Raw genomic sequence first — 14,608 nt, forward strand, 5'->3', positions numbered from 1 at the left:
TGTTAGGGCAAAGTTGTAATGTCCGCATTTAGCAAAGTTGAAATGTCCGCTTTTGCTAGATAGCTCATGCTGTCGATTCCGAACGGTTTGGAGTCGAGCGTGGGAAAAATCGGGAGCATTACGATGGAGGAGTTGGAACGCGCCGGGGTCATCGGCGCCAGTATCAAGGGCGAGATCACGGCGGTCATTGCGGCCAGGCGGCTGGGGATAACGACGCGTCAAATACGCCGTCTTCAAAAACGCTTTGAACAAGAAGGCCAGAGCGGGATGATATCCAGGCAGCGGGGCAAGCCGAGCAACAATCGGCTTGCGCCTGAGGTGGCGCAGAAGGCGCTGGGACTGCTACGTGATCACTATGCCGACTTTGGGCCGACGCTGGCTTGCGAGCAACTACGCGAGCGGCATGGCTTGAAACTGTCGAAGGAAACCCTGCGCAACTTGATGATCAAGGCCGGGCTATGGGTCACGAAATCTGCCCACAAGAGCCGTCTTTATCAGCCGCGAGAACGACGTCGGTGCATCGGAGAGTTGGTCCAGATAGACGGCAGTCGTCATCACTGGTTCGAGAAACGTGGCGACGCTTGCACCTTGCTAGTGTATATCGACGATGCGACGGGCAGGATTCAGCATCTGCACTTTGCCGAGACAGAAACGACGGCCAGCTATTTTGAGGCGACTCGACGATACATCGAGCAGCACGGCAGACCGCAAGCGTTCTATGCCGACCGTGCAGCGGTCTTTCGCTCACCATCAGCAACGAACCAGACGAAGACCCAGTTCCAGCGTGCGCTCGATGAACTTGGCATCGAGCTAATCTGTGCCAACTCTCCTCAAGCGAAGGGCCGCGTGGAGCGGGCTAACCGTACGTTGCAAGACCGTCTGGTTAAAACCTTGCGACTGGACGGCATCAACGACATCGAGACCGCAAACGCCTGGTGCGGTGATTTCATCCAGAACTACAACGCACGCTTTTCAGTCGAGCCGGGCAATCCGCTTGACCTGCATGTCGCCCTTAACTCAACTTACAACCTGGATCTGATCCTGGCCATTTGCGACAGCCGAAAACTCAGCGCCAAACTCACCTTGCATCACGGCGGCGTACCGTATCGGTTTGACGATAAGCCTGAGCTTCGCAAGCTGATCGGTCAGTCCATCAACATCCATACCTATGCTGATGGTCGAGTTGAAATGCGCGCTAACGGCAACGTGCTCGCCTATATCCGTATGGAGCAACCGCTGCGGGCGAAGGATGTCGACGTGGATAGCAAAACGCTGCACGCAACTCTCGACAAGAAGAAACGCAATCGCAACTACCGCGAAGATCGAGTTGCCGCCGCCGTCGTGCAGGGGGTGATGACGGCAAGGAAAACGTCCGCTCAGAAGCGCATTTGAAATGTCACATGACGGACATTTCAACTTTGCTCAAAGCGGACATTTTAACTTTGCCTTTACAGGGTGGGCACGCCGTGCCCACGCGTGACGTTTGCGCCGCGTTGGCGTGATGTTCGCGCCGTGCTGACGCAACGCGTGGGCGGAGGCCGCCCACCCTACAATTTGCGCACGACGACGCAGCCGATCGAATAGCCGGCGCCGAACGAGCAGATGACGCCATGGCTGCCGCTGGTCAGGTCGTCCTGGTACGCGTGGAAAGCGATGATCGAGCCGGCCGACGACGTGTTCGCGTACGTGTCGAGGATGACCGGCGCCTCTTCGGGCGTGGCGTCGCGGCCCAGCAAGGTGCGCGTGATCAGCTGATTCATGCTCAGGTTCGCCTGGTGCAGCCAGAAGCGCGCGATGTCCTCGATGTGCAGGCCCGCGCCTTCGACGGTCGTGCGGATCATCGCGGCCGCCATCGGGCACACTTCCTTGAACACCTTGCGGCCCTGCTGGCGGAACAGTTTGTCGGCCTGGCCGACGCCGTCCTCGTCAAAGCGGTTCATGAAGCCGAAGTTGTTGCGGATATTGTTCGAGAACTTCGTCTTGAGTTTCGAGTCGAGGATTTCGAACTGGTGCGCGCTCGTGGCCGTCTCCGCCGCCTCGATGACCATGGCCGTGCACGCGTCGCCGAAGATGAAATGGCTGTCGCGGTCGCGGAAGTTCAGGTGGGCGCTCGTGATTTCCGGATCCAGCACGAGCACCGCGCGCGCCTGGCCCGTCTGGACGGCCGCCGCCGCGGTCTGGATCGCGAAGGTGGCGGACGAGCAGGCCACGTTCATGTCGAAGCCATAACCGTCGATGCCGAGCGCGTCCTGCACCTCGACTGCCATCGCCGGGTAGGCGCGCTGCATATTGCTGGCCGCGACCAGGACCATGTCGATATCGGCCGGCGTGCGGCCCGCGCGCGCGAGGGCCTGGCGCGCGGCGGCGATGCAGATCTCGGCCTGCAGCGACAGTTCCTCGTCGGCACGCTCCTTGATGCGCGGCGTCATGTGGATCGGATCGAGGATGCCGGCCTTGTCCATCACATAGCGCGACTTGATGCCCGACGCCTTTTCGATGAAGGCACTGCTGGACGGCTCCAGCGCGGTCACGTCGCCGGCCGCGATCTTATCGGCGTGCTCGGCGTTGAACAGCTCGACGTAGGCATTGAAGGCCGTCACCAGCTCATCGTTGGAGATCGAATTCGGTGGCGTGAACAGGCCGGTGCCGCTGATGACGACAGGTTTCATGATTGACAGACTTTCATAGACAATAACGGGAGGCAACACCCCGGGAATCAGGCGATTCTACACAATCGTACTGACGGTGGGAACCGAGGGCCCACTCGACAGGAAGCCCGTCAGTACAGGCGTTGTGGGAAATCAGTGGGCTTGTTGTGCGAGCGAGGCGGGCGGCGATGCGCGCTTGGACAACTGCACCGGCAAGCCCTGCAGGTGATGCAGCGCCTGGGTCAGCTGGAAATCGTCGGCGCTGCCGAATTCGAGCGGCTTGCGGGTGCGCTCGGCAGCCAGGATGCGCATCTGCTCTTCGATGTCGTCGTGGTTCGTCGCATCCTCGGGCGCGTGGCTGGTGTCGTTCTTGAGGTGGTGCTGCAGGTCGGCCTCGCGCATGCGCAGGGCGTTCAGGCCGTCGCCGTCGGCGTTCTCGTCGACGGGGATGTCGGGCACGATGCCGCGCGCCTGGATCGAGCGGCCGCTGGGCGTGTAATAGCGCGCCGTCGTGAGTTTCACCGCGGTGTCGCCGGCCAGCGGGCGGATCGTCTGCACCGAGCCCTTGCCGAACGTCTGGCTGCCGACGATGGCGGCGCGTTTATGGTCCTGCAGGGCGCCGGCGACGATTTCCGACGCCGAGGCGGACCCCGTGTTCACCAGCACGACCATCGGAATGGTTTTATACAGGTCCGGCACCTTGTCGAGCGGATCGTTGCCGCGGCTGAGCAGGTAGTACTCGGGGCTGCCGTAGAACCGCGCCTTCGAATCTTCCAGCTGGCCGTTCGTCGAGACGATCTCGGCATTCTTCGGCAGGAAGGCGGCCGCCACGCCGATCGCACCCTGCAGCAGGCCGCCCGGGTCGTTGCGCAGGTCGAGCACGACCCCTTTCAGGTTCGGTTCTTGCTGCGCCAGCGCGGCCAGTTTGGTGGCGAGGTCGTCGACGGTCGGTTCCTGAAACTGCGAGATGCGCACCCAGGCGTAGCCGGGCGCGACGATCTTGCCCTTGACGCTCTTCTGCACGATCTCGTCGCGCACGATCGTGAACGACAGCGGCGCCGGCGCGTCCTTGCGCAGCACCGTCAGCACGACCTTCGTGTGCGGCTCGCCGCGCATGCGCTTGATGGCCTCGTCCAGGTCCATGTCCTTGACCGCCGCGCCGTCGACGTGCGTGATCAGATCGCCGGCCCGGATGCCGGCGCGGGCGGCCGGCGCGTCCTCGATCGGGGTGACGATGCGCACATAGCCTTCCTCGCTCTGGTTGATCTCGATGCCGAGGCCGACGAATTTGCCTTCGGTCCCTTCGCGCAGTTCGCGGTAGGCCTTGCGGTCCAGGTAGGCCGAGTGCGGGTCGAGCGCGCCGACCATGCCGGAAATGGCTTGCGTGAGCAGCTTGCGGTCCTCGACCGGCTCGACATAGTCGGCCTTGATCGTGTTGTAGGCATGGGCCAGCTGGTGCAGGCCCTCGATGGGCATGCCGGCGACCGGCTTGTTCGCCAGGGCCGAGTATTGCATCGTGACGCCGATCCCGAGGACCACGCCGAGGGTGACCAGGGCGACGTTCTTGAAGCTGGAGCGCATGTGGATGGAGCGAGAAGGGAACTGCGGACCAGTATAACCGTCCCGCGGCCCGGGCGTGGTGCCCAGGTGCGCAGGAAGACCGTCAGGCGACGGCGCGCTGGCCGGCCGGCAAGGCGCCGCGGCTATTGATGATGCGCGAAAACAACGTCAACTGGCCGTTGGTCGTGTCGTCCCAGCTGAAACCCTCGGCATAGCGGCGGGTGGCGGCGTGGTCCGGGTAATCGCGGCGCAGTGCCGTCAGCGCGTCGGCGATGCCCTTGGCCGTGCGTTCCTTCATCAGCACGCCCGCTTCCGGCGCGGCCACCACTTCCGGCGTGCCCCAGACGTTGCTTGCGACGACCGGCGTGCCGCAGGCCATCGATTCGAGTAACACGTTGGCCCAGCCTTCGCGGCTGGAGGCGAGGACCATCGCGTCGGCCGCGTTGTAATAATGCTTGAGCTCGGTCTGGGGGACCGCGCCGAGGAATTTCACGCGGTCGGTGACGCCCAGGCTGGCGGCGAGCGCTTCCAGCTTCTTGCGCTCCGGCCCGATGCCGGCGATCAGCAGTTTTACGTCCGGCAACATCGGCAGCGCGCCGATCGTGAGGTCGTGCGCCTTGCGCGGGTCGAGCACGCCGACGGAGATGACGGTAAAGCCGTCCATCCCCAGCTGGGTGCGCGCCGCGGCCCGGTCCATGGGCACGAATCGCTGCAGGTCGACGCCGTTGCGCAGGGCGACGATGCGCTCGCCGGAAATGCCGAGGCCGATCATTTCGTCGCGCAGCGCGTTGCACACCGTGATCATGCCGGTGGCGTTGTTTGCCGCCCACATGAGTTGCTTTCTGGGCAGCGCGTACTGCGGAATCAGGTTAATGTCGGTACCGCGGGCCGTGATCACGACGGGCTTATTGAAATACTTGCCCAGCATCACTGCGGCGACGCCGTCCGGATAAAAGTAGTGCGCATCGATGACGTCGAAGTCATAGCCCTCGTCGATGATGCGTCCGATCTCTTTCTTGCAGGCCTGGGCCATCAGCCACGGCGCCGCCGTCATCCCGACCTTGGGAATGACGAGGTAGCGGGGGTGCGTGACGTCGATGCCGTAGCGGGTTTCCGTCGCCGGCACCTTGGAAAAGGCCGCGTAGTCGCCGAAGCGCGGATTCTGCGACGGGAACCAGGGCACCGGCGCGACGACCTTCGATTCGACCTGGCCGCTGGCGAGCAGGTAGCGCAAGCGGGTCTCGACAAAGATGCCGTGGCTGGGTTTGACCGTATTCGGGAACAGGGAACTGAATGTAAGGAGCTTCATCGACGATCTTCGCGGAGCGGAAGGGCAGAGCGTAGCATCTATTATGTAATAGATTGCAATTACCTGTATTTTCTAGCGGAACATGCCATAGTTTAATGGCAAAAATGTAACTCGCGTAGCGTGCTCGTCAGAAATCTATGATAAATTCGTCTAGTTTTTAGCCCGGCGGCAAGTCCTCCGGCCCACTCCCTCATGAGGCGAACCGGCATGCAGCGCGGGCGTCCCATGGTCCAACACCTCAATCTGTAGAGATTATGAAAATTTCAGTTATCGGGACTGGTTACGTCGGACTGGTGTCTGGCGCATGCTTCGCCGACGTCGGCAACACCGTGCTGTGCCTGGACGTCGATACGCGCAAGATCACGATGTTGAAGGACGGGATCATCCCGATCCACGAACCCGGCCTGGACAACCTCGTCCAGCGCAACGCCGCCGCCGGCCGCCTGCTGTTCTCGTCGAACTACGACGACGCCGTCAGCCACGCCGACATCATCTTCCTGGCCGTCGGCACGCCGCCGGACGAGGACGGCAGCGCAGACCTGACCCACATCCTGTCGGCCGCGCGCAGTATCGGCGAACGCCTGACGAAGCCGGCCGTGATCGTCGACAAGTCGACCGTGCCCGTCGGTACCGCGGAAAAGGTCAAGCGCGCCATTGCCGGCGAACTCGAGAAGCGCGGCGTGAACGTCGCGTTCCACGTCGTCAGCAACCCCGAATTCCTGAAGGAAGGCGCCGCGATCGACGACTTCATGAAGCCGGACCGCATCGTGGTCGGCTTCGACGATGCCGACGCGGGCAAGCAGATGCGCCAGCTGTACGCACCGTTCAGCCGCAACCACGAGAAATTCGTCGAGATGGACATCCGCAGCGCCGAGCTGACCAAGTATGCCGCGAACGCGATGCTGGCCACCCGCATCAGCTTCATGAACGAGCTGGCGAACCTGTCCGAACTGCTGGGCGCCGACATCGAAGCCGTGCGCCTGGGCATCGGCATGGACCCGCGCATCGGTCCGGATTTCCTGTACGCGGGCATGGGCTATGGCGGTTCCTGCTTCCCGAAAGACGTCAAGGCGCTGATCAAGACGGCATCCGACCACGCGCAGCCGCTGCACATGCTGACCGCGACCGAGAAGGTCAACGACGCCCAGAAAAACGTGCTGTTCACGAAGCTGGCGCGTTTCTTCGGCGGCGAACAAGGCTTGAACGGCAAGACGATCGCCCTGTGGGGCCTGTCGTTCAAGCCGAACACGGACGACATGCGCGAGGCGCCGAGCCGCATCCTGATCAAGTCGCTGTTCGACGCCGGCGCCAACGTGATCGCCTACGATCCGGTCGCCAGCGAGGAAGCCGGACGCGTGCTGCTGGCCGAGCATGGCGAGAGCGTGTGCAATGCCCGCCTGCGCATCGTCCCGTCGGCCCGCCAGGCCGTCGAAGGCGCGGACGTGCTCGTGCTGGTCACGGAATGGAAGGAATTCCGCGCGCCGGACCTGCCGTTCCTGGCCGAGAACCTGAAAATGAAGGCCGTGTTCGACGGCCGCAACATCTATGATCCGGAAGCCTTCGGCGCCGCCGGCCTCGTCTACGAAGGCATCGGTCGCCGTTCCGGGAAAGTCGAGCAATGACGGCAGCGGTCAGTAACAAAGGCACGATCCTCGTCACCGGCGCCGCCGGCTTCATCGGCAGCGCGGTGGCGGTGCGCCTGACCGCCATGGGTCATACCGTGGTCGGCTGCGACAATTTCAATGATTACTACGATCCGGCGCTGAAGCATCATCGCGTCGAGGCCCTGTTGAAACCGGCCGGCGTGCCGTGCGAGACCGTCGAGCTGAGCGATGGCGACCAGGTGGCCGCGCTGTTCGAGCGCGTCAAACCGGCGCTCGTCGTGCACCTGGCCGCCCAGGCCGGCGTGCGCTATTCGCTGAAGAACCCGGCCGCCTACGTCCAGGCGAACCTCGTCGCCTTCGGCCACATGCTGGAAGCCTGCCGCAACCACAAGGTGGAGCACCTGCTGTACGCCAGCAGCAGCAGCGTCTACGGCGCCAACGCCAAGACGCCGTTCAGCGAGGACGACGTGACCGACGCGCCGGTGTCGCTGTACGCCGCGACGAAGAAATCGAACGAGCTGATGGCCCATTCGTACAGCCACCTGTACGGTATTCCGACCACCGGCCTGCGCTTCTTCACGGTGTACGGTCCGTGGGGCCGCCCGGACATGGCGTATTTCAGCTTCGCGCGCAAGATGCTGGCGGGCGAGGCGATTCCCGTCTTCGCCGAAGGCAAGCTGTACCGCGACTTCACCTATATCGACGACATCGTCGAAGGCGTCGTACGGTTGCTGTTCAAGCCGACCACGCCGGCAGGCAAACCGCCGCACGCCATCTTCAACATCGGCAACCAGACGCCGGTGCAGGTGCTGGATTTCATTCGCACGCTGGAAGAGGCGCTCGACGTCAAGGCGACGCTGGATTTCCAGCCGATGCAGCCGGGCGACGTGCCGGCGACGCACGCCGATACCAGCAAGCTGCAGGCGTGGGTCGGTTACAAACCCACGACGTCATTGGAGGCGGGCTTGCGTGAATTTGCGCGGTGGTATAATCGGGCGATACGTGAAAATGTTTCCTATCTGAAATGAAAAAAGTCCTCATCCTCGGCGTCAACGGTTTTATCGGCCACCATCTCTCCAAGCGCATCCTGGAGACGACCGATTGGGAAGTGTATGGCATGGATATGAATTCCGAGCGGATCACCGATCTGCTCGGCAATCCGCGCATGCACTTTTTCGAAGGCGACATCACCATCAACAAGGAATGGGTCGAGTACCACGTCAAGAAGTGCGACGTGATCCTGCCCCTGGTGGCGATCGCGACGCCGTCGACCTATGTGAAGGAGCCGCTGCGCGTCTTCGAACTGGACTTCGAGGCGAACCTGCCGATCGTCCGCTCGGCCGCAAAATATAAAAAGCACCTGATCTTCCCGTCGACGTCGGAAGTCTACGGCATGAGCCCGGACTCGGAATTCGATCCGGAGAACTCGGAACTGGTCTACGGCCCGATCAACAAGCCGCGCTGGATCTACGCCTGCGCCAAGCAGCTGATGGACCGCGTGATCTGGGGCTACGGCATGGAAGGCCTGAATTTCACGCTGTTCCGTCCGTTCAACTGGATCGGCGCCGGCCTGGATTCGATCCACACGCCGAAGGAAGGCTCTTCGCGCGTGCTGACCCAGTTCCTGGGCCACATCGTGCGCGGCGAACCGATCCAGCTGGTCGACGGCGGCCAGCAGAAGCGTTCGTTCACCTATGTCGACGACGGCATCGACGCGCTGATGCGCATCATCGAGAACAAGGACGGTCGTGCGACGGGCAAGATCTTCAACGTCGGCAACCCGACCAATAACTACTCGATCCGCGAACTGGCCGGCATGATGCTGGACCTGGCCGCCGAGTATCCGGAATACCGCGACACGGCCAAGCAGGTGAAACTGGTCGAGACGAGCTCGGGTGCGTACTACGGCGTCGGCTACCAGGACGTGCAGAACCGCGTGCCGAAGATCGAAAACACGGTCTCCGAACTGGGCTGGAAGCCGCAAGTCACGATGCGCGACGCGCTCGTCAAGATCTTCGATTCGTACAAGGACAAGCTGGGCGACGCGGAACAGCTCAATACCTGATCCTCGAACGGTATCGATCCTGGAAAGGCTGCTGCGGCAGCCTTTTTTATTGGCGTGGTCCGGGTGCGTACATACGAATTGAAGGTTCCTGTAAATCCTTGTATCCCGCGCCAAACAGCAGGTAAGTATTTGTAAAGTGCCCGGACAGGGTGGGGAGAGGGGCATATAGTCCTTATCAGTTTTTCTCTCTCTCCACTCTTGAAGTGGTCTTCGCCCACGGTCCCCACCGTGGGCTTTTTTATGCCTGGAGTGCCTCGATGATTACGCCTCGGTTTGCCCGCGCCTGTCTGTTTGCGCTTGCCATCGGCAGCGCCGCCCCTTCGTTCGCCGTGCCCCTGATGGACATGCGCGTCGACGACTTGCTGTTCATGTCCACCGACGTCAAGAAATCCCTGAACCTGACGCCGAACCAGCAGACGTTGTGGAATCAGATGGAAGGCCGTTCACGTTCCATCCTGCGCGAGCGCCAGCGCCGCCGCGAGGCGCTGCAGGAGCAGGCCAGGACGCTGCTGGCGAGGCCGGACGTCGAATTGCGCGACCTGAACCGGGCCGTCGACGCGGAAGCGACGGCGACGACTGCCGAGGACAAGCAATTGCGCGAAGCCTGGCTGGAAGTGAACGACGCGCTCGACGACAAGCAGCGCGCACAAGTGGTGACCTTCGTCGGCGAACAATTGATGCGCGTCGTGCCGGACGGCCATCCGGGCGGGGAGCGCGGCGGCGAACGGGGCAGCGGCGGACGTCCGGGCGGTATGGGCGGCCACGGCCGTGGCCGCGGCGGCATGGAGGGTGGCATGGGTGGCGGCGGCATGGGCGGCATGGGCAGTCCTGGTGGCGCGTCGATCAATTTCGGCGGCTGACATGCATACCATGTATCGTTAAGTAAAAATCCTCAGCGATCTGTATTTTGGCTATCCTTCCCCGCTAGAATTGGTTTTATCTAGGCAGCAATGCAGCAACCACTGCCGCCGAAACCGATCACAACGATAGCCATGAGCATACCGATCCCGACCGCCTGCCTGGCCTCGCCCGGCACGGCGGGACACGCATCGGCCGGATCCGGCCAGAATCCTCCCCCAGTCACCGACTCCTTCACGCGCTGCGACATGAAGATGTAGCGGATGCCCAACCGGCCCGGATTTGGCAAACCCGGCTGTGTTACATTCGCCGATGGCCACAAGCCGCTCTGTTCCCGCCTGACCAAGGAATTCCGTGAAACGATACCTGTTGAGTACCCTGACCCTGTCCATGCTGGCCGCCTGCGCATCCGCGGGCGCCGCGTCGACGGACCGTTCCGGCATCGACACGCAATACATCGACCCGAGCGTGCGCGTGCAGGACGATTTCTTCGCTTACCTGAACGGCAAGTGGCTCAAGACGACCGACATCCCCGCGGATCGTGCGAGCTGGGGCGCCTTCATGAAGCTGCGCGAGGACACGCAACCGCAGCTCCTCGGCATCATCGAAGCCGACCAGAAGGATCCGCACAAGAAGGCCGGCACCGACGCGCAGAAGATCGCCGACCTGTACGCGAGCTTCATGGACGAGAAGAAGCTGGAGACGCTGGGCTACAAGCCGCTGACGGGCGAGCTCGCCCGTATCCGCACGCTGAAGGACAAGAAGGGCGTGCCGGGCCTGATCGCGCACTTGTCGAAGATCGGCGTCGCGACCCCGTACGGCATCGGCGTGTCGCAGGACGCGAAAGCGTCCACCCGATACGCCGTCTACATCCGCCAGGGCGGCCTCGGCATGCCGGACCGCGACTACTACCTGAAGGCCGACGACGTCAAACTGGCCGCCACCAAGGCGAAGTATCAAGCGCACGTCGCGAAGATCCTGCAGCTGGCCGGCGACAAGGACGCGGAAGCGAAGGCCCGGGCCATCGTCGCGTTCGAGACCGGACTGGCGAAGGCGCAGTGGACGAAGGTCGAACTGCGCGACCCGAACAAGAACTACAACAGGATGGACGTGGCCCAGCTCACCGCGTTGACGCCGGGCTACGACTGGAAGACGGCGCTGGGCGCCGCCGGCGTGGGCAACAAGGTCGATTACGTGATCGTCGGCCAGCCGGGCTATCTGCAAGCCCTGGACCAGCTCCTCGCGGACACGGACCTCGAGACCGTCAAGGCCTACTTCCAATGGCAGCTGCTGCGCGAATACGCGCCTTACCTGTCGAAGGCGTTCGTCGACGAGGACTTCGATTTCTACGGCAGGACGCTGACGGGCGTGGACGTCAACCGTCCGCGCTGGAAGATCGGCGTGTCCGTCGTCGAAGGCGCGATCGGAGAAGCGCTGGGCCGCGAATACGTGGCCAGGTACTTCCCGCCGGAGCGCAAGGCGCGCATGGAGGAACTGGTCAAGAACGTGCTGGCCGCCTACCGCGAATCGATCGACCATCTCGACTGGATGGGGCCGGAGACGAAGCAGGAAGCGCAGGCCAAGCTGGCGAAGTTCACGCCCAAGATCGGCTACCCGAACAAGTGGCGCGACTATGCGCGCCTGGCGGTCAAGCATGACGACCTGGTCGGCAACGTCGAACGCGCCGCGGTCTTCGCCTACAACCGCAACATCGACAAGCTGGGCAAGCCGATCGACCGCGAAGAGTGGGGCATGACGCCGCAGACGGTGAACGCCTACTACAACTCGCGCATGAACGAGATCGTGTTCCCGGCCGCGATCCTGCAGCCGCCGTTCTTCGACGCGAAGGCGGACGACGCCGCGAACTATGGTGCGATCGGCGCCGTGATCGGCCACGAAATCGGCCACGGTTTCGACGACAAGGGCAGCCAGTCCGACGGCGACGGCAACCTGCGCGACTGGTGGACGGCCGAGGACAGGGCGCGCTTCAAGGCCAGGACCGACATGCTGGTCAAGCAGTACGACGCGTTCGAGCCGATCCCGGGCTACCACGTCAACGGCGCCCTCACGCTGGGCGAAAACATCGGCGACAACGCCGGCCTGACGATCGCCTATAAAGCCTACCGGATCTCGCTGCACGGCCAGCCGGCGCCCGTCATCGACGGCCTCACCGGCGACCAGCGCTTCTTCATGGGCTTCGGCCAGGTCTGGCGCTCGAAGATGCGCGAGGCCCAGCAGATCGTGCAGGTCAAGACCGATCCGCATTCGCCGGCGCGGTTCCGCGCGAACGGCACGCTGCGCAACCAGGCCGCGTTCTACGAGGCGTTCGGCGTGAAGGAAGGCGACAAGATGTACCTGCCGCCGGAGCAGCGCGTCACGATCTGGTAACGATTCAGTAACAAAAGCATCGCCATCAGCGATAATCCGGGACGGCGGTATCCCCGCCGACCCACCATCCCACCCATAACAACCCGAGGGAGATGAAGAGATGAAGAAGCACTATTTGTTGAGCGCCCTGACCCTGGCGCTGTTTGCCAACGCCGGCCATGCGGCGGAAGGCGCCGCTGCGAAGAACACGGCCGTCAAGAAGGGCCAGACCTTGACCGCAGGCGTCGCCACCGAGTACATCGATCCGGCGGTGCGCCCGCAGGACGATTTCTACGATTACCTGAACGGCAAGTGGATGAAGACGGTCGAGATCCCGGCCGACAAGTCGAGCTGGGGCTCGTTCGCCAAGCTGCGCGACGACACGCTGCCGCAGCTGCGCGGCATCATCGAGAAATCCGCCGCGGGCAACCCGGCCAAGGGCACCGACGCCCAGCGCATCGGCGACTACTACGCCAGCTTCATGGACGAAGCGAAGCTGGAGCAGCTGGGCATCACCCCACTGAACGGCGAGCTGGCGAAAATCGCCGCGCTGAAGGACAAGTCCGAGCTGCCCGCGCTGCTGGCGCACCTGGGCAAGATCGGCGTGAACGTGCCCTACGATTTCGGCATCCATCAGGACAACAAGGATTCGACGAAGTACGTCGCCGACATCTCCCAGAGCGGCCTGGGCATGCCCGACCGCGACTACTACCTGAAGCCTGACGATGCCAAGCTGGCCGATGCCAAGGCCAAGTACCTGACCCACGTCGAGAAGGTCCTGGCCATGGCCGGCGACAAGAACGCCGCCGCCAGCGCGAAGGCGATCGTCGACTTCGAGACGGAACTGGCCAAGGCGCAGTGGACCAAGGTCGAACTGCGCGACCCGATCAAGGCCTACAACAAGGTGGCGCTGGCCGACATGGCCAAGGTGGCCCCGGACTACGACTGGAACAGCTACCTGCAGGCCACCGGCATCGCCGGCAAGACGACGTATGTGATCGTCAGCCAGCCGACCTACCTGAAGGGCTTCGCCGAGATCTCGAACAAGACCCCGCTGGATACCTGGAAGGCCTATCTGACCATGCACCTGGTGGACGGCTACGCGAACTACCTGAACAAGGCCTTCGTCGACGAGCGCTTCGACTTCTACGGCAAGACCCTGTCGGGCGTGAAGGAGATGGAACCGCGCTGGAAGCGTGGCGTGGGCGCGATCGAGCGCTCGCAGGGCGAGTCGCTGGGCAAGCTGTACGTCGCCGAATACTTCCCGCCGGCGCGCAAGGCGCGCATGGAAGCGCTGGTCAAGAACCTGCTGGCCGCGTACAAGCAGAGCATCGACAAGCTGGATTGGATGTCGCCGGCCACCAAGAAGGAAGCGCAGGCCAAGCTGGCCAAGTTCATGCCCAAGATCGGCTACCCGAACAAGTGGAAGGATTACTCGGCCCTGATGGTGTCGCGTGACGACCTGGTGGGCAACGTGATGCGTTCGCACGACGTCGAATACAACCGCGAACTGAACAAGCTGGGCAAGCCGATCGACCGCGACGAGTGGGGCATGACGCCGCAGACCATCAACGCCTACTACAACCCGGAGATGAACGAGATCGTGTTCCCGGCCGCGATCCTGCAACCGCCGTTCTTCGACGCCAACGCGGATGACGCGGTCAACTACGGCGGCATCGGCGCCGTGATCGGCCACGAAATCAGCCACGGTTTCGACGACCAGGGCGCCCAGTACGACGGCGACGGCAACCTGCGCGACTGGTGGACCGAGTCCGACCACAAGAACTTCAAGGCCAAGACGCAGATGCTGGTCAACCAGTACAACCAGTTCGAGCCGATCAAGGGCTACCACGTGAACGGCGAACTGACGCTGGGCGAGAACATCGCCGACAACTCGGGTCTCGCCATCGCCTACAAGGCCTACAAGATTTCGTTGAAGGGCAAGAAGGCGCCGGTGATCGACGGCCTCTCCGGCGAGCAGCGCCTGTACATGGGGTGGGCGCAGGTGTGGCGCACGAAGATGCGCGAGCAGCAGCAGATCGTCCAGGTGAAGGTCGACCCGCACTCGCCGGGCCAGTTCCGCGCCAACGGCACGCTGCGCAACCAGCCGGGCTTCTACGACGCCTTCAAGGTCAAGCAGGGCGACAAGATGTATCTGGCGCCGCAGGACCGCGTGATCATCTGGTAAGCGCGTAGC

11 protein-coding genes are annotated in these 14,608 nt (G+C 63.0%); 8 read left to right on the forward strand and 3 right to left on the reverse strand.

The window, feature by feature from the left end:
- Window positions 1-66 precede the first annotated feature (66 nt).
- Window positions 67-1,392 carry an ISNCY family transposase gene (locus U9J41_RS10040; RefSeq protein ID WP_322402055.1) on the forward strand — a complete coding sequence of 442 codons (1,326 nt, stop codon included), beginning with the start codon at window positions 67-69 and terminating at the stop codon, window positions 1,390-1,392.
- A gap of 155 nt (window positions 1,393-1,547) precedes the next feature.
- On the opposite strand, the gene U9J41_RS10045 is transcribed toward U9J41_RS10040, so the two are convergent.
- From U9J41_RS10045 to U9J41_RS10055, 3 genes are all read right to left on the reverse strand, one after another.
- Window positions 1,548-2,669, reverse strand: a complete 1,122-nt coding sequence (locus U9J41_RS10045; RefSeq protein WP_322402056.1) for a beta-ketoacyl-ACP synthase III — start codon at window positions 2,667-2,669, stop codon at window positions 1,548-1,550.
- Between the two features lie 132 nt (window positions 2,670-2,801).
- Complete coding sequence (locus U9J41_RS10050; RefSeq protein ID WP_322402057.1) at window positions 2,802-4,229, reverse strand: S41 family peptidase; 1,428 nt, start codon at window positions 4,227-4,229, stop codon at window positions 2,802-2,804.
- An 82-nt stretch (window positions 4,230-4,311) separates the two neighbouring features.
- The gene (locus U9J41_RS10055) at window positions 4,312-5,517 is read right to left on the reverse strand and encodes a glycosyltransferase family 4 protein (RefSeq protein WP_322402058.1); all 1,206 of its coding nucleotides are present in this window, start codon (window positions 5,515-5,517) and stop codon (window positions 4,312-4,314) included.
- Window positions 5,518-5,771: 254 nt separating this feature from the next.
- Here U9J41_RS10055 and U9J41_RS10060 point away from each other — a divergent pair, with 254 nt between their 5' ends.
- The 7 genes from U9J41_RS10060 (at window position 5,772) to U9J41_RS10090 (ending at window position 14,599) form a co-directional block, all read left to right on the forward strand.
- Complete coding sequence (locus U9J41_RS10060; protein WP_322402059.1) at window positions 5,772-7,139, forward strand: UDP-glucose dehydrogenase family protein; 1,368 nt, start codon at window positions 5,772-5,774, stop codon at window positions 7,137-7,139.
- Window positions 7,136-8,149: an NAD-dependent epimerase/dehydratase family protein gene (locus tag U9J41_RS10065; protein ID WP_322402060.1), complete on the forward strand. Its 1,014-nt coding sequence runs from the start codon at window positions 7,136-7,138 to the stop codon at window positions 8,147-8,149. The genes U9J41_RS10060 and U9J41_RS10065 overlap by 4 nt, the downstream gene beginning before the upstream one ends.
- Window positions 8,146-9,186, forward strand: coding sequence for a bifunctional UDP-4-keto-pentose/UDP-xylose synthase (locus U9J41_RS10070; RefSeq protein WP_322402061.1), 1,041 nt, complete (start codon window positions 8,146-8,148; stop codon window positions 9,184-9,186). The genes U9J41_RS10065 and U9J41_RS10070 overlap by 4 nt, the downstream gene beginning before the upstream one ends.
- Before the next feature lie 257 nt (window positions 9,187-9,443).
- Entirely contained in the window at window positions 9,444-10,046 is a 603-nt protein-coding gene (locus tag U9J41_RS10075) for a Spy/CpxP family protein refolding chaperone (RefSeq protein WP_322402062.1), read from the forward strand.
- A gap of 132 nt (window positions 10,047-10,178) precedes the next feature.
- Window positions 10,179-10,304, forward strand: a complete 126-nt coding sequence (locus tag U9J41_RS10080) for a hypothetical protein (protein WP_322402063.1) — start codon at window positions 10,179-10,181, stop codon at window positions 10,302-10,304.
- Window positions 10,305-10,434: 130 nt separating this feature from the next.
- The gene (locus U9J41_RS10085) at window positions 10,435-12,432 is read left to right on the forward strand and encodes a M13 family metallopeptidase (RefSeq protein ID WP_322402224.1); all 1,998 of its coding nucleotides are present in this window, start codon (window positions 10,435-10,437) and stop codon (window positions 12,430-12,432) included.
- Window positions 12,433-12,532: 100 nt separating this feature from the next.
- Window positions 12,533-14,599, forward strand: coding sequence for a M13 family metallopeptidase (locus tag U9J41_RS10090; RefSeq protein WP_322402064.1), 2,067 nt, complete (start codon window positions 12,533-12,535; stop codon window positions 14,597-14,599).
- The last annotated feature ends 9 nt before the right edge of the window (window positions 14,600-14,608 follow it).

The sequence above is a fragment of the Massilia luteola genome (assembly GCF_034420155.1).
Lineage (GTDB): Bacteria > Pseudomonadota > Gammaproteobacteria > Burkholderiales > Burkholderiaceae_D > Telluria > Telluria luteola.

Coding starts and splice junctions, on each gene's coding strand:
- U9J41_RS10040 (WP_322402055.1), top strand. CDS start 67: ATGCTGTCGATTCCGAACGGTTTGGAGTCGAGCGTGGGAAAAATCGGG.
- U9J41_RS10045 (WP_322402056.1), bottom strand. CDS start 2,669: ATGAAACCTGTCGTCATCAGCGGCACCGGCCTGTTCACGCCACCGAAT.
- U9J41_RS10050 (WP_322402057.1), bottom strand. CDS start 4,229: ATGCGCTCCAGCTTCAAGAACGTCGCCCTGGTCACCCTCGGCGTGGTC.
- U9J41_RS10055 (WP_322402058.1), bottom strand. CDS start 5,517: ATGAAGCTCCTTACATTCAGTTCCCTGTTCCCGAATACGGTCAAACCC.
- U9J41_RS10060 (WP_322402059.1), top strand. CDS start 5,772: ATGAAAATTTCAGTTATCGGGACTGGTTACGTCGGACTGGTGTCTGGC.
- U9J41_RS10065 (WP_322402060.1), top strand. CDS start 7,136: ATGACGGCAGCGGTCAGTAACAAAGGCACGATCCTCGTCACCGGCGCC.
- U9J41_RS10070 (WP_322402061.1), top strand. CDS start 8,146: ATGAAAAAAGTCCTCATCCTCGGCGTCAACGGTTTTATCGGCCACCAT.
- U9J41_RS10075 (WP_322402062.1), top strand. CDS start 9,444: ATGATTACGCCTCGGTTTGCCCGCGCCTGTCTGTTTGCGCTTGCCATC.
- U9J41_RS10080 (WP_322402063.1), top strand. CDS start 10,179: ATGAGCATACCGATCCCGACCGCCTGCCTGGCCTCGCCCGGCACGGCG.
- U9J41_RS10085 (WP_322402224.1), top strand. CDS start 10,435: ATGCTGGCCGCCTGCGCATCCGCGGGCGCCGCGTCGACGGACCGTTCC.
- U9J41_RS10090 (WP_322402064.1), top strand. CDS start 12,533: ATGAAGAAGCACTATTTGTTGAGCGCCCTGACCCTGGCGCTGTTTGCC.